The sequence below is a fragment of the Sphingomonas fuzhouensis genome (genome assembly GCF_034659795.1).
In the GTDB taxonomy this organism is placed as follows: domain Bacteria; phylum Pseudomonadota; class Alphaproteobacteria; order Sphingomonadales; family Sphingomonadaceae; genus Sphingomonas; species Sphingomonas fuzhouensis.
Genome location: NZ_JAXSQY010000004.1, coordinates 292,866 through 311,147, shown reverse-complemented (window position 1 = coordinate 311,147; position 18,282 = coordinate 292,866). Strand labels below are relative to the sequence as shown.

Sequence of the window (18,282 nt, the reverse complement as noted above, 5' to 3'; positions counted from 1 at the left end):
AATACATTAGGATACGTTCATATGTTGATGTTTGCATGACACCGGATGAAGGAGCGCAACTCGCAGATCTGTTCCGCCTGCTGGGCGAACCCAACCGGCTGAGGCTTGTGGTGGGATGCCTGGACGGCCCGCGGACCGTAGGGGAACTGACCGAGGAGGTCGGCGTCAGCCAGAGCCTCGTGTCGCAGCACCTGCGGCTGCTCAGGGCCGGGCGCCTGCTCAAGCAGAGTCGGCAGGGCCGGAACGTCCTCTACGAGCTGCCCGACTGCCATGTGCGGACCATGCTGACCAACATGATCGAACACGTACTTGAAGCTGATCATGTCCACGAGGAGTGAGTTGAAATGGCCGTTACCGTCGAAAACGTGAAGTGCGCCTGCGCCGATTGCGTCTGCATCGTTGCCACCGGCAAGGCGATCGAGGCTGAAGGCCGTAGCTTCTGCAGCGATTCCTGCGCCAAGCATCACACCGACGGCACCGGTTGCAATCACGCTGGCTGCACCTGCCACGGCTAAGCCGATCGGGGCCGGGCGCGATCCGCATCCGGCCCCGCTTTGCCCCGCGCGATCTTCCTTGTCGGCGCGGCAGCATCTGCACCACCCCTATCGCTTTTTCGCTTAGCCCGCTCTTGAAATGATATACCGTAACATTACAAGTGCGTGAGGCGCGGGATCGAACATGGCCGTGATCCCGCCGAGATGGGATAGATGGTGATGAACGACGCGCGCATGCTGCCGGTGACGGTGCTCTCCGGCTTTCTGGGGGCGGGCAAGACGACATTGCTCAACCACATCCTCGCCAATCGCGCCGGGCGCCGCGTGGCCGTGATCGTCAACGACATGAGCGAGGTGAATATCGACGCCGACCTGGTGCGCGGCGGCGAGGCCGCTTTGTCCCGATCAGAGGAAGCGCTGGTCGAGATGACCAATGGCTGCATCTGCTGCACCTTGCGCGACGATCTGCTCGCCGAGGTGCGGGCGCTGGCAGAAGCGGGGCGCTTCGACAGCCTGGTCATCGAATCGACGGGCATCTCGGAGCCGCTGCCGGTCGCGACCACCTTCTCGTTCCGGGACGAGGACGGCGCATGTCTGGGCGATGTCGCCCGGCTCGATACCATGGTGACGGTGGTGGACGCGCTCAACCTGCTGGCCGATTATTCCAGCCGGGATTTCCTGGCCGATCGTGGCGAGAGCCTGGGCGAGGACGACACGCGCAGCCTGGTCGGCCTGTTGGTCGAACAGATCGAATTCGCCGATGTGGTGGTGGTCAACAAGGCGTCCTCGGTCTCGCCGGAGCAACTCGCCATCGTGAAGAAGCTGGTGGCCAGCCTCAACGCCGATGCGCGCATCATCACGGCCGACCATGGCCGGGTCGATCTGGACGCGGTACTCGACACCGGCCTGTTCGACGAGGAGAAGGCCAGCCGCCATCCGCTCTGGGCCAAGGAGCTGTACGGCTATGCGCATCATCAACCCGAAACCGAAGAATATGGCATCGAGAGTTTCGTCTATCGCGCCCGCCAGCCCTTCGATCCGGCCCGCTTCCATGCCTTTCTGACCGATGGGGGGCTCGACCATGTCGTCCGGGCCAAGGGGCATTTCTGGCTGGCGACCCGGCCCGACTGGGTCGGCGAACTGGCGGTCGCCGGAAGCCAGACCATGACCTCACGCCTCGGCCGATGGTGGGCGTCGATCCCCAAGAACCAATGGCCCGATGACGACCGGTTCGCGCGTTTCGTCGCCGGTCACTGGGACCCGATCTGGGGCGATCGGCGTCAGGAACTGGTATTCATCGGCATCGGGATGGACGCGGCGCATATTCGCGCGCGCCTGGATGCCTGCCTCCTGCCCGCAAGCGCCTTCACCCCTGCGCTGTGGACCGGCTTGGCGGACATGTTTCCGTCCTGGAGCGAACGCGTGCCGGAACCGGCATGAGCCGAGACGCCCTTCTTCATCATGCACGCATCACGCGCCCTATCGCTTTGGTGATGAGCTTGATGCTGATCGGCTTTTCGCACCGGACGACGTGCCCGAACCGCTCCGGCATCGCCGAGCCGCCATAGCCGGTGGTGAAGACCAAGGGTACGGCGCGCGCCAGCAACAGATCGGCGGCGGGAAAGACGGCCTCGCCGCCCAGATTGACGTCGAGGATCGCGCCGTCGATCCGCGCCTCGGCGGCGACCAGGTCCAGGGCCTGATCGAGCGTCCCGACCGGACCGAGGACGATCGCGCCGACATCGCCCAGTTCGGTGGCCAGATCGTCCGCCAGCATGAACTCGTCCTCGACGACCAGGATGCGACAACCGCGCAGCGTCCGTTCAGGCATGTCCCGACACCTCTCTGCTGATGGAAACGGGGGAACTGGCGGAAACCGGGATCGAGATGGTGCAATGCACCCCGTCCGGCCCCAGGCTGTAGGAGGTTCGGGCCCGAAGCTGATAGGGGAGCGCCCGCTCGATCAGTTCGCGCCCCTGGCCGGTTCCTTCGGGGGTCGATCCGGCGGGGGGCATCGCGACCCCGCTTTCCTGCCAGTCGACATGCAGCCACGGCTTGCCGTCGTCGCCGGACGGCTCGACGAACCAGGTGACGCCGAGCTGTCCGTCCGGTTGCCCGAGCGCGCCATATTTGACCGCGTTGGTCGCCAGTTCGTGAAGCGCCATCGCCAGCGTCTGCACGGTCGACGACCGCAGGCGAACGCCGCTCGGCCCGTCGAGGACCACATGATCCAGACCACCGTTCAACGCCGCCAGTTCCGTGCGGATCAAATCGTCGAAGGTGACGCGGTCCATGTCTTCGAGGCGGGAGAGCAGCCCCTGCACCCGTGCCAGCGATTCCAACCGGTCCCGAAAGCGCGCGCGAAACGCGTCGAAATCGGTGCTGGAACGCGCGCTCTTGTCCGCCATCGACCGCACCACGCCGATCAGGTTACGGGTCCGATGCTGGAGTTCGCCGACCAGCACCGCCTGGCGTTCCTGCAATTCCTTCAACTGCTGCACATCGGTCGTGGTGCCGAGCCATTCGACGATGCGCCCCCGATCGTCCCGGACCGGCATGGAGCGGGTATGGTGCCAGAGATACGCGCCGTCGCTCGCCCGCCGGACCCGGAACTCCACATCGATGCCGCCCGCCTCCCCGGCCTGGTGCCAGGCGCGCAGGACGGCGTCGCGATCCTGCGGGTGGACCGCCGCCAGCCATCCGCGATCGCGGCTCTCCTCCAGGCTCTGCCCGGTAAAGGCCTGCCACTGCGAGCTGGACCAGGTCCAGTGCCCCTCGTCCGCCGAACGCCACACCAGTTGGGGGATTCCCTCGACCAGCAGGTGCAGCCGGGCCTCGCTGGCGCGCACCCGCTCTTCGACCTGGCGCCTGTCGGTGATGTCGAAGGTGACGCCGTTGATGATCCATGGCCGCTCGCGCTCGGCCCGCCCGCGTATCTCCACCCAGCGCCCCGCCGCGGGGCCGCCGGCCACCTGGACCTGGATCTGGAAATCCTTTCCGGGCGCGATCGTCCGGCCCGTGACGGCTCCCAGCCAGTCCGCGCCGTCCGGGGCCATGAGGTCGGCATAGACCGAAAGGGGATGCGGCTGCGCCGGATGGGCTATGCCCCATAGCGCTTGCACGGTGGCGTCGGCGCGGACGGTTTCCGTCCGCATGTCCCAGGTCCAGGCCCCCATGCCGCCACTGTCCAGCGCGACGCGTCGGATTTCCTCGCTCTCCTGCAGGGCCGCCTCGGCACGGCGGCGCTCGGTGATGTTGGTGAAGAGGACGGCGACGCGATGATGCCGGGGGTCGAGCGGAAAGATGTTGAGGTCGAAGATACGGTCGAGCATCGGCTCGCTTTCCTCGACGCGGATCGAACGGCCGGTGTCGATCGCCTCGCCGTACAGCTTCACCCAATGGGGGTTCGGCGTACCCAGCAACTCGGTCGCGGTCTGCCCGATCGGCCAGGGCATGCCGGTGTGCTTGAGGAAAGCGCGATTGACCTCGATGAAGCGAAAGTCGCTCCAGCCGCCCTTCGCGTCCCGCAGGACTTCGACGACCGCATAGGCCTCGTCCATCGACTCGAAGAGCATGCGATATTTGGCTTCGCTCTCGCGCAAGGCCGTCTCGGCGCGCTTGCGGGCATCGATGTCGATATTGATGCCGACCCATTTTCCGATGCCGCCATCGCTGTCGAGAACGGACGCGGCCCGCACGTTCGTCCAGCGCCAGCCACCGTCGGGGGCGCGAAGCCGGAACTCCGCATCGACAAGGCCACGCACCGCGATCGCCTCCCGCCACTGCCGCTCGGCATAGGCGCGGTCGTCGGGATGGATGGCGTCCAGCCAGCCATAGCCGCGCCATTCCGCCACCGTCTGGCCGGTATAGGCGCGCCAGCTCGGACTGTCCGCGACGACGACCCGTCCGGATCGGTTTCCCATATCGCCTGCGCCCAACTTCCGATCAGCAGCCGGTGCCGCGCCTCGCTCTCGCGCAGCGCGCGTTCCGCCAGCACCTGCGGGGTCGTCTCCTTCAGGGTCCAGAGGACGCCTGCGACCCGCCCCGTCTCGTCGCGGACCGGGGCATAGTCGACATCGAACCAGGCATCCTGCAACTCGCCATGGCGCAGCACCGGATAGCGTTGCGCCATCCGCCGCGCCGACTGTCCCGCCATGCCGGCGGCGACATCCGCGGCAAAGACATCGCGCGACCGGGCGAACGTCTCGAAGGCCGATCGCCCCAGCGCCTGCTCATAATGCTCACGCAGCAATTCGGCGAAGCGGTCATTATAGAGGTGGATCGCCTCGGCACCCCAGACCAGGCTCATCATGCTGGGGGAATCGAGCATGAGGTCGACGATGGTCTTCAGGCTCTGCGGCCAGTGTTCGATCGGTCCGATCGCGGTTTCGGCCCAGGGATGCGCACGGATCAGCGCAGCCATCGCGCCTTCGCCTCTTGGCCATGTGCCCCGCCCCATGTTCTCACCATCCCCCACGGACTTCTCCATCACGCTATCCGATGCCGGGCCCGTCCGATCAACGCATGAACGCAATCAAGATACTGTAAAACAACATAAATCACCGATATTTCGTCGGATTTGACAAAGGAGTTGCAGGACGCGGAACTGGGGGTATCGCCCCCCTCGAAGATGACCGCGACATCGGTGCTCCGGGACGACATACCGGGTCAGACTGTCCAGTCGCATCGGCACCCCAGCGTCACGGGCTTGCTTACGCTTGCGTCAGTCCGACATGTCGGTCATCGGGAATGCTGCTGGATCACGTTGGGACGGGAATTGGGTCTTTGACGAACCGTACCGAGATCGAAGACCACGAGACGCAGAGGCTGGCGGCCTTGGCGCGCTATGACGTGATGGACACGCCGCGCGAGCCGAGCTTCGACGAACTGGCCGCGCTCACCGCCCGTCTTTGCGATGCGCCGATCGCCGTGGTGAACCTGGTCGGCAAGGGACGCCAGTTCTTCAAGGCGGAAGTCGGGCTCGGCGTCCGCGAGACGCCGCTCGAGAGTTCCTTCTGCGCGCATGCCCTGCTCGAACAGGATTTCCTGATCGTACCCGACCTGAGCAAGGATGCGCGGTTCGATTGCAATCCGCTGGTGACCGGCGCCCCTCATATCCGCGCCTATGCCGGGGCCTTGCTGAAGACCGAGGACGGCATGGCGATCGGTACGCTGTGCGTGCTCGACTATCGCGTGCGCGACTTTTCGGATCTCCAGCGCGAGGCACTCGGCGTCCTGGCGCGGCAGGTGATGGCGCAACTCGACCTGCGGCGCACCGTCGAGCAGCTCGACCGGCGGAACGAGGCGCTGCGGGCGGGCGAGGCGCGGTTGCGGCTGATCCTCGACAGCGCGCGCGACTATGCGATCATCGCCACGGACACCCAGCGGCGGATCACCAGCTGGTCGGCCGGGGCCGAGGCCATTTTCGAATGGACCGAGGCGCAGGCGCATGGCCGACCGATCGACGATCTGTTCCTGCCCGAGGATCGGGCCGCCGGCGTGCCGGAACAGGAGATCGCCCGTGCCGAGACCGAAGGCTATGCGCCGGATGTTCGCTGGCATTGCCGGGCGGACGGCTCGCTGGTGTTCCTCAACGGATCGACCCATCCTATCCGGGACGGTGACGGGCGGATCGTCGGTTTCCTCAAGGTCGGCCGCAACGAGACCGAGGACCGCGCCCGCGCCGCCGAACTGGCCCGCACCCGCATCGAGCTGGTCGACAGCGAGGATCGGTTCCGCAACATGGCGGACCATGCGCCGGTCATGATGTGGGTCACCGACGCGGACGGCGCCTGCACCTATCTCAACCGACGCTGGTATGAATATACCGGGCAGACGCGCGAAGAGGCGCTGGGCCATGGCTGGCTGAACGCCACCCATCCGGACGACAAGGCGGAGGCAGGCCACATCTTCGGCCAGGCCAACACGACCCACACCCCGTTCCGGATCGATTACCGCCTGCGCCGGGCGGACGGTTCCTATGGCTGGGCGATCGATGCCGCGTCGCCGCGCTTCGGCCCCGATGGCGAGTTTCTGGGCTATATCGGTTCGGTCATCGACATCGCCGACCGCCGGGCGGCGGAGGACGCGCTGCGCCATGCCAATGCGCTGCTCGCCGCCGTCATGGAGGCGGTGCCCGGCGTCGTCTATGCCAAGGACGGTGCCGGGCGGATGCTCGCCGCCAATCGCGGCACCAGGGAACTGGTCGGCAAGCCGCTGGACGCGATCATCGGGCGGACCGACCTGGAGTTTCTGGACGACCGGGCACAGGCGGAGGCCGTCATGGCGAACGATCGCCGCGTGATGTCCGAAGGCCGGATGGAAGTGCTGGAGGAACAGGTCAGCCTGCCGGACGGAACCTGTGCGATATGGCTGTCGACCAAGGCCCCGTTCCGCGATGCGGCGGGGCGTGTCGTCGGACTGGTCGGATCGTCGATCGACATCACCGAGCGCAAGCGCGCCGAGGAAGCGCTGCGCTGCCTGAACGAAACGCTGGAAGACGAGATCGCCGAGCGGACGGCCGAGCGCGACCGGATGTGGGATACCTCGCCCGACCTGATGCTGATCCTCGATTTCAATGGGATCGTTCGGCGGGTGAACCCCGCCTGGACGACCCTGCTCGGCTATGACGAAGCGGAACTGGTCGGCCATCATGTCAATGAATTCGTCCTGGCCGAGGATCATGCCGATACGATAGGCGCCTATGAACGGGCCGCGCGCGGCGGACTGCTGGAGATCGAGAACCGGTGTCGGCACAAGGACGGCTCGATCCGGTGGATTTCCTGGAACGCCGCCCCCGCCGGGGTGATGACCTATGCCACCGGCCGCGACGTGACGGCCGAGAAGGACCAGGCCGCCGCCCTCGCCCAGGCCGAGGAACAGCTTCGCCAGGCGCAGAAGATGGAAGCCGTCGGCCAGTTGACCGGCGGCATCGCGCATGACTTCAACAATCTGCTGACGGCGGTGACCGGCGGGCTGGAACTGCTCGCCGCACGGCTGGCCAATGGCGAATATGACCGGCTGGGTCGCTATATCACGATGGCGCAGACCGGGGCCAATCGCGCCGCCGCGCTGACCCAGCGGCTGCTCGCCTTCTCGCGCCGCCAGACGCTCGATCCCAAGCCGACCGATACCGATCGCCTGATCGCGGGCATGCAGGACATCATCGTCCGGACGATCGGCCCCGCCATCGTCGTAAAGGTCGTACCGACACCCGGCCTGTGGCCGATCCTGGTCGACGCGCCGCAGTTGGAAAGCGCGCTGCTGAACCTGTGCATCAACGCGCGCGACGCGATGCCCGAGGGCGGCACGCTGACCATCGAGACATCCAACAAGACGCTGGACGCCCGCGCGGCGGCGGCACAGGATCTGCCCGCGGGCGATTACGTATCACTGTGCGTCACCGATACCGGCACCGGCATGCCACCCGAGGTGATGGAGCGGGTCTTCGACCCCTTCTTCACCACCAAGCCGATCGGCGAAGGCACCGGGCTGGGCCTGTCGATGATCTACGGCTTCGTCCGCCAGTCCGGTGGCCAGGTCCGCATCTATTCCGAGGTCGGGATGGGCACCACCATGCGCCTGTATTTGCCCAGACTGTCCGGCGAGCATGACCTGGCAGACCTGACCGACACGGTCGCGGCCCGCCACCGCGCCCATGACGGGCAGACCGTCCTGCTGGTCGAGGACGAGGCGGCCATTCGCGAACTGGTGAGCGAAGTGCTGCGCGATTCCGGATACCGCGTGCTGACCGCCAGCGACGGCCCGATGGGGGTGTCGCTGCTCCAGTCGAACGTGCGCATCGACCTGCTGGTCACCGATGTCGGCCTGCCCGGTGGGTTGAACGGACGCCAGGTCGCCGATGCGGGCCGCGCGGTGCGGCCGGACCTGAAGGTGCTGTTCGTCACCGGCTATGCCGCCAATGCCGCGGTCGGCGCGGGGCATCTGGAAAAGGGGATGGAGGTGCTGACCAAGCCCTTCAACGTCCTGGAGCTGGAACGCCGCGTCGGCGAAATCCTGTCGGCCTAGGCCCCAGCGGACTTTCACCCGCATCGGCCATCTATGGCTTTCCCGTTGCGCGGCCGACCGGAATCGATGCAAGGCACTCGAATCACGGGATTATGGGGGCGTCGATGGGAAAGGCTTTGCACTGGGCGCTGGGGGTGGCGGCGCTGACGGTGAGCGCCCCCGCGCTGGCCGACGACGAACCCCGCTTCTGCCCGACCCGACCGAATCTCGGCGGCTCGAGCTGCACGACCGAGCCGGGGCGGGTCCATGTCGAGCTTTCGACGCTGGACTGGCAGCGCGATGACCAGCCCGACCAGCGCGAGGATCGGATCGTCACCGCCGACATCCTGACCCGGTTCGGGATCGGCAAGAATACCGAGGTCCAGTTCGACTGGGTCGGTTATGGCCGCGACAGGACACGCGACACGGCCACCGGTACGGTCGACACCGTGACGGGCACCGGCGACATGACCTTCGCCATCCGCCAGCATCTGGCGGGTGAGAAGGGCAAGCCTTTCTCGGCGGGCGTCCAGGCCTTCGTCACCGCCGCGACCGGACGCTATCCGGTGGGGGCGGGGACCTGGTCGACGGGGATCATCGTCCCGGTCCAGTACGACCTGACGGAAAAGGTCGCGATCGCGATCACGGGCGAGGCCGATGCGGCCGCGAACCAGTCGGGCATGGGTCGTCATCTGGCCTATAGCGAGATCACCGGCCTGCGGTACAAATTCACCGATCGGGTCACCGCGACCGCCGAACTGTCGCTGGAGCGCGACGACGAGCCGGATCAGCACGAGACCTCGGCGCTGGCGGCGCTGTCCGCAGCCTGGCGGCCGACCAAGGTCGTCCAGCTCGACATCCTGGCGGCGGCGGGCCTGAACCATGCCGCCCCCAGCCTGCGCCTCGTCACCGGCGGCGCCATTCTCTTCTAGCGCCGCCCCATCCTTCGGAACCTCCCGACCGTCCGAGCGATCCACAAGCTCGGGGGAGCCGAACCGCCATGACCGATCCGTTGAATGCCGCTGCCCATGTCATCCAACTGGCGCTGACGCCCATTTTCCTGCTGACCGCCGTGGGCTCGTTGCTGAACGTGTTCTCGACCCGGCTCGGGCGGATCAGCGACCGGATACTCGGCCTGAAGAAGGACGGGCGTCAGGACGGCGTCGAGATGCGGCGCTTGCGTCTGCGCTCCAAGATCCTCGACATCGCCGTCATGCTGACCGCCGCCGCAGGAGCCATGACATGTTGCGCGGCCATTACGCTCTTTCTGGGGACATTACGCGATTCAGGGCACGCGACGGTCCTGTTCTTCTTCTTCGGGGGCGGCCTGTTATGCGCCGTCGCGGGACTGGCCTGTTTCGTGAGCGAGATCACGATCGCGGGACGCGCCTTGCGTGACGAGGACAGCTGACCGCCGGGACGCGCCAGCAGAACCGGTCACTATCTGTCCGGCCTGCGAGTCGGCGCTCAACGGATGGTGATGTTGTTTTTTGCGATGGCCGGGTTCGAAACAGGGGGTCGCGTCCGCCATGGGGGCGGCCACGGCGAAACAGTCGTCGGTCGTCGCCGGATCGTCCTGCGCGGCGAACGCGGGAGCGGCGACCAGCATGGTCGAGGCGGCGATGATCCATAAGCGGGTGCACAGCATGACATGCCCTTCCGTTGAGATGCGGGAATGGCGGCTCTGTCGCGCAATCCGCCCATGGGACCGACTTAAATGAATTTCACCCGCCCTACGCGCCTTGGCCAGGGCGCGGCGGTGCGGCTATGCCGATGCCATGGCTGCCATCCTGGTCATCGAAGACGACGACGCCACCGCCGCGGCGATCATTGCCGAGTTGAAGCGGCATGGGCATGAGGTGAGTCATGCCGGTGACGGCGACACCGGGCTGGACCTGGCGACCCGCACGGCGTTCGACGCGATCACGCTCGACCGGATGCTGCCCGGCCTGGACGGCCTGTCGCTGGTGGCCCGGCTTCGCGAACGGCACATCACCATCCCCGTGCTGATGCTGAGCGCGCTGAGCGATGTCGACGAGCGGATCGCCGGACTTCGCGCCGGGGGCGACGATTATCTGACCAAGCCCTTCGACTTTGCCGAGATGGCGATGCGGGTCGAGGTGCTGTTGCGCCGCCGCGATCAGGCGGAGGCGGTCGTGCTGCGCGGCGGCGGCATCGAATGCGATCTCGTCCGCCGGACCGTCAAGGTCGAGGGCGAGCCCGTCCGGCTGCTGCACATGGAGTTCCGTCTGCTCGAATTCCTGATGCGCAACCAGGGCGAGGTGATGACCCGGCGGATCATCTTCGAACGGGTCTGGGGCTATTATTTCGATCCCGGCGCCAACCTCATCAGCGTGCATGTCGCCCGACTGCGCAAGAAGATCGACCGGCCGGACCGCCCCTCCCGCATCCAGACGGTGAAGGGGGAAGGATATCTGTTCGATGGCGGCTGAACGGCTGCGCTGGCGCGATATCGTTCGGATCAGCACCTTTCGCCTGTCCGCCATGCTGGGCGCGGTGTTCGTCGTCGGGCTGATCGCGATGCTGAGCGTCGTCTATGTCGCGACCGAGCGCGACCTGACCGCGCGCAGCGACCGTATCCTGCATGCCGCCGCGGTTCGGCTGCTGACCGTTCCCGCCGACCAGTTGCCGGGGCGCATCCGGGCCGAGTTGCAGCGCGACCGGTCCGGGTTCAACTATCTGGCGCTGATCGCGACGGACGGGACGCCGATCATCGGCAATGTCCGCCTGCTGCGGCCGCTGGCGCCGGGGTTTCCGATCGATGTCGAGGACGGCGCACGACGCCCTTTCCGCCTGGTCGCGCTGCGGACCCGAGAGGGGGAAACGCTGCTGGTCGGACGCGACATCAGCCTGCTGCGCGACCTGCGCCGCACCATCCTGGAGACGCTGATCGTCAGCGGCTTGCTGACCATCATCGGCGTCGCGGCGGCCGCGATCCTGTTCAGCCGCGCCCCCCTGCTGCGTGTCCGTGCCTTGCAGCGCGCCAGTCGCGAGATCGCCAAGGGCGATTTCTCCGTTCGGATGCCGATCGCCGGGCGGCATGACGAACTCGACCAGTTCGCCGGGACGGTGAACGCGACGGTCGAGGAGGTCGGCCGCGTCGTCGCGCAGGTCAAGGGCGTGACCGACGCGATCGCGCACGACCTGCGCACGCCCCTGACCCGCGTTCGCGCCACGCTGAACGCGGTCGGTCACCAACCCGGCGATCCGGCGAGCGTGGCGGCGGGAATCCGTCGGGCGACCGCCGATCTCGATCTGGTCCTGGAACGCTTCACCGCGCTGCTCCGCATTTCCGAACTGGAGGCGGGGCGGCGGCGCGCCGGTTTCCGCACGGTCCGGCTGGAGGCGCTCGTCAGCCAGGTGGCCGACCTGTACGAACCGCTGGCCGAGGACCGCGACATCGCGCTGTCCGTCGCGACCCGCCCCCTGTCGGTCAAAGGCGACGACAAGCTGTTGTTCGAGGCGCTGAGCAACCTGATCGACAATGCGATCAAGTTCGGGCGACCGGGCGGGCAGGTCCGTATCGCGGTTCTGGACGACGAACGCGGCCCCGCGATCGAGGTGCGCGACGATGGCCCCGGCATCCCCGCCGACCAGCGCGACGCGGTGCTGCGCCGATTCCATCGGGGGGCAGCGGCGCACGGCGTACCGGGCAGCGGCCTGGGCCTAAGCGTCGTCGTGGCGATCCTGCATCTCCATGATTTCCAACTGCATCTGTCGGATGCCGCGCCGGGCCTGTGCGTGCGGATCGCGGTCGGGCCCCGGTCGGCCTGACGCACCCCTTCCCCGCCGGGCGGTGAAATTCATTTAAGTCGCCTGGCCTTCCGAATGGCGCGATGGACGTCCCCGTCGACGGTGCGCAGCGGTTTCCCCACCCCCTTGATTCCGCGCCACCGTCGGCACCTGTCCGTGTCGACACCGGGATGCCCATGCTCCAGCTCGTCAAGCTCGCCCTAGCCAAGCCCTATACCTTCGTCGTCCTTGCGATCCTGATCGTGCTGGGCGGCGGAATCGCGGCGGTCGAGACGCCGACCGACATCTTCCCCGACATCCGCATCCCGGTGATCGCGGCGGTGTGGAGCTATCGCGGCCTGCCGCCGCGCGACATGTCGGGCCGTGTCGTCTATTATTACGAACGCTCGCTGTCCGCGACGGTCGGCGATATCGACCATATCGAAAGCCAGTCGCTGTCGGGCGTCGGCATCGTCAAGATCTTCTTCCGCCCCGGCGTCGACATCCGCACCGCCACCGCGCAGGTGACCGCCGCCTCGCAGACCGTGCTGAAGCAGATGCCGCCGGGCATCACGCCGCCGCTGATCCTGAACTACAACGCCTCGACCGTGCCGATCCTCCAGCTCGCCTTGTCGGGCAAGGGATTGTCCGAACAGACGATCTACGACCTGGGCCAGAACATGATCCGCCCGGCGCTCGCCGCGGTGCAGGGGGCGGCGATCCCGTCGCCTTACGGTGGCAAGGAGCGGCAGATTCAGATCGACCTCGATCCCGCCGCGCTCCAGGCCCACCGGCTGTCGGCGACCGATGTCGCGAACGCGCTGGCGCAGCAGAACCAGATCGTGCCCGCCGGGACCGCCCGGATCGGCCAGTATGAATATAATCTGCGCCTCAACAACAGCCCCGACGCGATCGACGCACTGAACGACCTGCCGATCAAGACGATCGACGGGACGACCGTGCTGATGCGCGACGTGGCGCATGTCCATGACGGCTCGCCCCCGCAGCGCAACGAAGTGCGGGTCGACGGCGCGCGGTCGGTCCTGATGACCGTGTTGAAGAGCGGTTCGGCCTCGACCATCGCGATCGTCGATCAGGTCAAGGCGCTGCTGCCCAGGCTGGAAGCGACGCTGCCCCCCGGCCTGAACGTCAAGCTGCTGTCCGACCAGTCGGTGTTCGTGAAGGCGGCGGTGTCGGGCGTGATGCGCGAAGGCGTGATCGCCGCCGCGCTGACCAGCCTGATGATCCTGCTGTTCCTCGGCTCGTGGCGCTCGACGGTCATCATCGCCGCCTCGATCCCGCTGGCCATTCTGGCGGCGATCGCGGGGCTGGCGCTGGCGGGACAGACGCTCAACATCATGACGCTGGGCGGGCTGGCGCTGGCGGTCGGCATCTTGGTCGACGACGCCACCGTCACCATCGAGAATATCAACTGGCACCTCGAACAGGGCAAACCGGTGCGCGACGCGATCCTGGACGGTGCGAAGCAGATTGTCGGCCCCGCCTTCGTCTCGCTCTTGTGCATCTGCATTGCCTTTGTCCCGATGTTCTTCCTGCCGGGTGTCGCGGGCTTCCTGTTCGCGCCGATGGCGATGGCGGTGGTGTTCGCGATGATCGCCTCGTTCATCCTGTCGCGCACGCTGGTCCCGACGATGGGCAATTACCTGCTGCGCGATCATGGCGGCGCGCACACCGCCGAGGTGATGGTGACGCATGACGCACAGGCCGGTCGCCCGGACAGCCGCAACCCGCTGCGCCGGTTCCAGCATGGCTTCGAACGGCGGTTCGAGGCGGTGCGCGGCTATTATACCGGTCTGCTCGCCTTTGCGCTCGCCCGGCGGCGGCCGTTCGTCATCGGCTTCATGATTGTCGTGCTGATGTCGTTCGCGCTGGTGCCGATGCTGGGCCGCAACTTCTTTCCCGCGGTCGATGCGGGCCAGATCAGCCTTCACGTCCGCGCGCCCGTCGGCACCCGGATCGAGGAGACGGCCGCGCTGTTCGACCATATCGAGAACCGCATCCGCCAGATCGTGCCGCCCGACCAGCTCGACACCATCGTCGACAATATCGGCCTGCCGGTCAGCGGCATCAACCGCGCCTATTCCAACACCGGCGGCGTGGGTCCGCAGGACGGCGACATCCTGATCACGCTGAAGGAAGGCCATGGCCCGACGCCCGCGTTCGTCAAGGCGCTGCGCGAACGGCTGCCCCACGACTTTCCCGGTTCCTCCTTCGCCTTCCTGCCCGCCGATATCGTCAGCCAGATCCTGAACTTCGGCTCGCCCGCGCCGATCGACGTGCAGGTCGCCGGGCCCGATATGAGCGGGAACGAGGCCTATGCCCGGATGCTCGTCGCCCGGCTGGCGCGGATTCCGGGGCTGGCCGATGTCCGCCTGCAACAGGCATCCAACTATCCCGAATATGCGGTCGATGTGGACCGTGCACAGGCCAGCCGCCTGGGCATCACGGAGAATGACGTGACGCGCAGCCTGTCGGTCAATCTGGCGGGCAGCTTCCAGATTGCGCCGAGCTTCTGGCTGAACCCGAAGAACGGCGTCTCCTATCCGATCGTGGTGCAGGCCCCGCAATATCGCGCCAGCACCATCGAACAGATCGACAATCTGCCGATCACGGGCAGCGCCCCCGGCAGTTTCCAGACGCTGCGGGCGCTGGGCACGCTGCACCGCGAACCCAGCCCCGCGCTCGTCTCGCACTATGCGGTGCAGCCGGTGTTCGACGTCTATGCCACGCCGCAGGGCCGCGATCTGGGGGCGGTCGCCGCCGACATCGACAAGGTGCTGGCCCAGACCAAAGGTCAGCTGCCCAAGGGCGCGACCGTGGCGATGCGCGGACAGGTGGAGACGATGAACACCGCCTTCACCGGCCTGATCCTCGGCCTCGCCGGTGCGGTCGTCCTGATCTACCTGCTGATCGTCGTGAATTTCCAGAGCTGGGTCGATCCGCTGGTGATCGTCTCGGCGCTGCCCGCCGCACTCGCCGGGATCGTGTGGATGCTGTTCGCGACGCACACGCCGCTCAGCGTGCCCGCCCTGACCGGCGCGATCATGTGCATGGGCGTGGCGACCGCGAACAGCGTGCTGGTGGTCAGCTTTGCCCGCGAACGGCTGGCGGCGTGCGGCGATGCGATCCAGGCGGCGATGGAGGCGGGCGCCACCCGCTTCCGCCCGGTGCTGATGACCGCCTTGTCGATGATGATCGGCATGGCCCCCATGGCGTTGGGCCTGGGCGAGGGGGGCGAGCAGAACGCGCCGCTCGGTCGCGCGGTCATCGGCGGCCTGCTGTGCGCCACGCTCGCCACGCTCGTCTTCGTGCCCGTCGTCTTCGCCATCGCGCACCGCCGCCGGACGGCGACCGCGCCCACCCCCCTTATGCCCATCGGAGAAGCCATCCATGCATAACGCCGCCCCGGCCCCCGCTGTGTCGGCCGACACGCCTGCGCCCAAGGGTCTGAAGACCGCCGGGCTCACCGCCGCCGCCCTCGCGATCGGGGTAGTCGCCCTCGGCGCCCTGACGCGCAGCCATGACGTCGCGGCAGCGACCAGCTGGTCCAGCGCCAATGCCATCCCGACCGTCCATCTAGTGCCAGTGAAAAGCGGCGCGGCGAGCGATACGCTCGACCTGCCCGCCACGCTGGAAGCCTGGGACGCGGCCCGGCTCTTCCCACGGGTCAGCGGCTATGTGCGCAGCTGGTCGCAGGATATCGGCGCGCAGGTCGGCGCGGGTCAGCCGCTGGGCGTCATCGACACGCCCGAGCTGGACCAGCAGATCGACCAGGCGCGCGCCGCGCTGGCCAGTGCGATCGCCCACGAAAAGCTGGCGCGCAGCACGGCGGCGCGCTGGGCCGACCTGCTGACCAGTTCCTCGGTATCGAAGCAGGAGGTTGACGAGAAGAATGGCGACCTGGCGGTCAAGACGGCGGGCGTCGCCGAGGCGCGCGCCGCCCTGTCGCGGCTGGAGGCGATGAAGCGTTATGCCGTCATCCGCGCGCCGTTCGCGGGCGTGGTGACCGCACGCAATGCGGAGGTCGGCGACCTGGTCGGCCCCGGCGCCGCCGCGCAGGCGCCGATGTTCGGCGTGGCCGACACCCACCGCATCCGCGTCTATGTCAGCGTGCCGCAATCGCTGTCGGCGACGATCAAGCCGGGCATGACCGCGACCCTGACCGTCCCGGCCTTTCCCGGACGCCGCTTCACCGCGACGGTCGCCGGATTGTCCAGCGCGGTCGACCCGCAATCGGGCGCGTTCCGGGTCCAGCTGTTCGCCGACAATCCCGACGGCGCGCTGAAGCCCGGCGGCTATGCCCAGGCGCGCTTCGACCTGCCGGGTCGGGCTGGCGCGGTGCAGGTGCCGTCGAGCACCATCCTGTTCGGCGCGGGCGGCGCGCAGGTCGCGACCGTCGATCCCCAGGGCCGCGTCGTGCTGCATCCTGTCCATATCGGCCAGGACAATGGCCCGACCGTGCAGATCCTGTCCGGCCTCACGCCGGGCGAGCGGATCGTCGACAATCCGCCGGACTCGCTGGCGCAGGGCGAACTGGTTCGCGTGGGGGCGAGCAACGATGGCTGACCCCCTTCGCCACTGGATGGCGGGCGCGGCGCTGGCCCTGCTGGGCGGCTGTTCGATGGCGCCCGCCTATCATCCCCCCGCCATCGCCGCGCCCCCGGCGTTCAAGGAGGCGGCGGGCGACTCGACCTGGAAACCGGTGGATACGCTCGCCGCCGCGCCACGCGGAGACTGGTGGACGGGGTTCGGCGATGCCACGCTCGACCGGCTGGAGGCGCGGATCGACGCCGACAATCCGACGCTGGCCGGGGCCTTGGCGCGTTATGATCTCGCGCGCGCCACGCTGGCGGGGGCACGCTCCGGCCTGTTCCCCCATGTCGAGCTGACGCCCGGCATCCTGCGCAACCGTCAGTCGGACGATCGCCCGCTGCGCGGCGGCACCCAGCCCGATTTCTACACCGCCGCAACGCTGGGCGGCGACATATCCTATGAGGCGGATCTCTGGGGCAGGGTGCGCAATTCGGTCGCGGCGGGCCGTGCGCTGGCCCAGGCCAGCCAAGACGATCTGGCGGCGGTGAAGCTGGCCCTGCAGGGGCAGTTGGCGACCGATTTCGTGCGGTTGCGCGGAAAGGATCGCCAGCTTTCGCTGCTCAACCAGACGATCGATGCCTTTGCCAAGGCGGACGCGCTGACCCGCAATCGCTTCCGCGGCGGGATCGCGACCGGCATGGATGTCGGCCGGGCGGGTGCGTTGTTGGGCGAGGCGCGCGCGCAATATGCCGCGCTGGAGGCCGACCGCGCCGTCACCGAACATGCCATCGCCAGCCTGGTCGGCCAGCCCGCCTCGACCTTCTCGATCCCGCGCAGCGACGCGGCGATGCGCCTGCCCGCCATCCCGATCGGCCTGCCCTCAACCCTGCTTGCCCATCGCCCCGATATCGCGGCGGCGGAGCGGCGGATGGCCGCCGCCAATGCGCGGATCGGCGTCGCCAAGGCGGCCTTCTTCCCACAGATCACCTTGGGCGGCAGCGGCGGCTTTCAGGGCACCGCGCTCGCCGGGCTGGTCGCTGCGCCCAATATCTTCTGGGCGATCGGGCCCGGCGCGATCCTGAACCTGTTCGACGGCGGCAAGCGCCGCGCCGATGTCGCCGCCGCCCGTGCCGACTGGCGCGGCGCGGTCGCGGATTACCGCGGCCATGCGCTGAGTGCGTTCCAGGATGTCGAGGACGCGCTGGCCCTGCTCCACCATCTGGGCGCGGCGCAAACGGCGCAGGATCAGGCGGTGACCGCCGCCACCAGCACCCAGGTCATCGCGCTCGACCGCTATATCAAGGGGGCCGCGACCTATCTCGACGTGGCGACCGCGCAGGAGAGTGCCTTGCGCGACCGGCAAGCGGCGCTGACCCTAGAGACGCAGCGGCTGGCCGCCGCCGTCGCGCTGATCCGGGCGCTGGGCGGAGGATGGACGGCGCCGCCCCTTCCCCGCCAGCCTGGGTCCTGAGGT

At 67.7% G+C, this 18,282-nt stretch carries 13 protein-coding genes and 1 pseudogene; 11 read left to right on the top strand and 3 right to left on the bottom strand.

Annotation, left to right across the window (positions count from 1 at the left end; all coding sequences use genetic code 11):
• The first annotated feature begins 35 nt into the window (after positions 1–35).
• The 3 genes from U1H82_RS11485 to U1H82_RS11475 all read left to right on the top strand — a co-directional run bounded on the left by U1H82_RS11485 (position 36) and on the right by U1H82_RS11475 (position 1,934).
• Positions 36–338 carry an ArsR/SmtB family transcription factor gene (locus U1H82_RS11485; RefSeq protein WP_322965050.1) on the top strand — a complete coding sequence of 101 codons (303 nt, stop codon included), beginning with the start codon at positions 36–38 and terminating at the stop codon, positions 336–338.
• A gap of 6 nt (positions 339–344) precedes the next feature.
• A complete protein-coding gene (locus U1H82_RS11480) occupies positions 345–515 on the top strand; it encodes a metallothionein (protein ID WP_322965049.1) in 171 nt (56 codons plus the stop codon).
• Between the two features lie 198 nt (positions 516–713).
• Complete coding sequence (locus U1H82_RS11475; protein ID WP_322965048.1) at positions 714–1,934, top strand: GTP-binding protein; 1,221 nt, start codon at positions 714–716, stop codon at positions 1,932–1,934.
• 19 nt (positions 1,935–1,953) lie between these two features.
• Here U1H82_RS11475 and U1H82_RS11470 read toward each other — a convergent pair whose 3' ends face one another.
• The 3 genes and pseudogenes from U1H82_RS11470 to U1H82_RS18310 all read right to left on the bottom strand — a co-directional run.
• Positions 1,954–2,325 carry a response regulator gene (locus tag U1H82_RS11470; RefSeq protein WP_322965047.1) on the bottom strand — a complete coding sequence of 124 codons (372 nt, stop codon included), beginning with the start codon at positions 2,323–2,325 and terminating at the stop codon, positions 1,954–1,956.
• Positions 2,318–4,417 carry a PAS domain-containing sensor histidine kinase gene (locus tag U1H82_RS11465; protein WP_322965046.1) on the bottom strand — a complete coding sequence of 700 codons (2,100 nt, stop codon included), beginning with the start codon at positions 4,415–4,417 and terminating at the stop codon, positions 2,318–2,320. Before U1H82_RS11465 ends, U1H82_RS11470 begins: the two co-directional genes overlap by 8 nt.
• Before the next feature lie 89 nt (positions 4,418–4,506).
• A pseudogene (locus U1H82_RS18310) lies at positions 4,507–4,803 on the bottom strand (PAS domain-containing protein); the annotation flags it as partial.
• A 476-nt stretch (positions 4,804–5,279) separates the two neighbouring features.
• Here U1H82_RS18310 and U1H82_RS11460 point away from each other — a divergent pair.
• The 8 genes from U1H82_RS11460 to U1H82_RS11425 all read left to right on the top strand — a co-directional run bounded on the left by U1H82_RS11460 (position 5,280) and on the right by U1H82_RS11425 (position 18,279).
• Positions 5,280–8,522 carry a PAS domain S-box protein gene (locus tag U1H82_RS11460; RefSeq protein ID WP_322965045.1) on the top strand — a complete coding sequence of 1,081 codons (3,243 nt, stop codon included), beginning with the start codon at positions 5,280–5,282 and terminating at the stop codon, positions 8,520–8,522.
• A 104-nt stretch (positions 8,523–8,626) separates the two neighbouring features.
• On the top strand, positions 8,627–9,433 hold the full coding sequence (locus tag U1H82_RS11455; RefSeq protein WP_322965044.1) for a transporter: 807 nt from the start codon (positions 8,627–8,629) through the stop codon (positions 9,431–9,433).
• A gap of 68 nt (positions 9,434–9,501) precedes the next feature.
• Positions 9,502–9,912 (top strand): DUF2721 domain-containing protein, encoded by a 411-nt coding sequence (locus U1H82_RS11450; protein ID WP_322965043.1) that lies wholly within the window; start codon positions 9,502–9,504, stop codon positions 9,910–9,912.
• A gap of 367 nt (positions 9,913–10,279) precedes the next feature.
• Complete coding sequence (locus tag U1H82_RS11445) at positions 10,280–10,954, top strand: response regulator transcription factor (RefSeq protein WP_322965042.1); 675 nt, start codon at positions 10,280–10,282, stop codon at positions 10,952–10,954.
• Complete coding sequence (locus U1H82_RS11440; RefSeq protein ID WP_322965040.1) at positions 10,944–12,296, top strand: sensor histidine kinase; 1,353 nt, start codon at positions 10,944–10,946, stop codon at positions 12,294–12,296. The genes U1H82_RS11445 and U1H82_RS11440 overlap by 11 nt, the downstream gene beginning before the upstream one ends.
• A 155-nt stretch (positions 12,297–12,451) precedes the next feature.
• Positions 12,452–15,673 carry an efflux RND transporter permease subunit gene (locus U1H82_RS11435; RefSeq protein ID WP_322965039.1) on the top strand — a complete coding sequence of 1,074 codons (3,222 nt, stop codon included), beginning with the start codon at positions 12,452–12,454 and terminating at the stop codon, positions 15,671–15,673.
• A complete protein-coding gene (locus U1H82_RS11430) occupies positions 15,666–16,841 on the top strand; it encodes an efflux RND transporter periplasmic adaptor subunit (protein ID WP_322965038.1) in 1,176 nt (391 codons plus the stop codon). The genes U1H82_RS11435 and U1H82_RS11430 overlap by 8 nt, the downstream gene beginning before the upstream one ends.
• On the top strand, positions 16,834–18,279 hold the full coding sequence (locus U1H82_RS11425; RefSeq protein ID WP_322965037.1) for an efflux transporter outer membrane subunit: 1,446 nt from the start codon (positions 16,834–16,836) through the stop codon (positions 18,277–18,279). Before U1H82_RS11430 ends, U1H82_RS11425 begins: the two co-directional genes overlap by 8 nt.
• Positions 18,280–18,282 lie beyond the last annotated feature (3 nt).

Excerpts from the sequence above, each read along its gene's own strand:
- U1H82_RS11485 (WP_322965050.1), top strand. The coding sequence starts at position 36 with ATGACACCGGATGAAGGAGCGCAACTCGCAGATCTGTTCCGCCTGCTG.
- U1H82_RS11480 (WP_322965049.1), top strand. The coding sequence starts at position 345 with ATGGCCGTTACCGTCGAAAACGTGAAGTGCGCCTGCGCCGATTGCGTC.
- U1H82_RS11475 (WP_322965048.1), top strand. The coding sequence starts at position 714 with ATGAACGACGCGCGCATGCTGCCGGTGACGGTGCTCTCCGGCTTTCTG.
- U1H82_RS11470 (WP_322965047.1), bottom strand. The coding sequence starts at position 2,325 with ATGCCTGAACGGACGCTGCGCGGTTGTCGCATCCTGGTCGTCGAGGAC.
- U1H82_RS11465 (WP_322965046.1), bottom strand. The coding sequence starts at position 4,417 with ATGGGAAACCGATCCGGACGGGTCGTCGTCGCGGACAGTCCGAGCTGG.
- U1H82_RS11455 (WP_322965044.1), top strand. The coding sequence starts at position 8,627 with ATGGGAAAGGCTTTGCACTGGGCGCTGGGGGTGGCGGCGCTGACGGTG.
- U1H82_RS11450 (WP_322965043.1), top strand. The coding sequence starts at position 9,502 with ATGACCGATCCGTTGAATGCCGCTGCCCATGTCATCCAACTGGCGCTG.
- U1H82_RS11445 (WP_322965042.1), top strand. The coding sequence starts at position 10,280 with ATGGCTGCCATCCTGGTCATCGAAGACGACGACGCCACCGCCGCGGCG.
- U1H82_RS11440 (WP_322965040.1), top strand. The coding sequence starts at position 10,944 with ATGGCGGCTGAACGGCTGCGCTGGCGCGATATCGTTCGGATCAGCACC.
- U1H82_RS11435 (WP_322965039.1), top strand. The coding sequence starts at position 12,452 with ATGCTCCAGCTCGTCAAGCTCGCCCTAGCCAAGCCCTATACCTTCGTC.
- U1H82_RS11430 (WP_322965038.1), top strand. The coding sequence starts at position 15,666 with ATGCATAACGCCGCCCCGGCCCCCGCTGTGTCGGCCGACACGCCTGCG.
- U1H82_RS11425 (WP_322965037.1), top strand. The coding sequence starts at position 16,834 with ATGGCTGACCCCCTTCGCCACTGGATGGCGGGCGCGGCGCTGGCCCTG.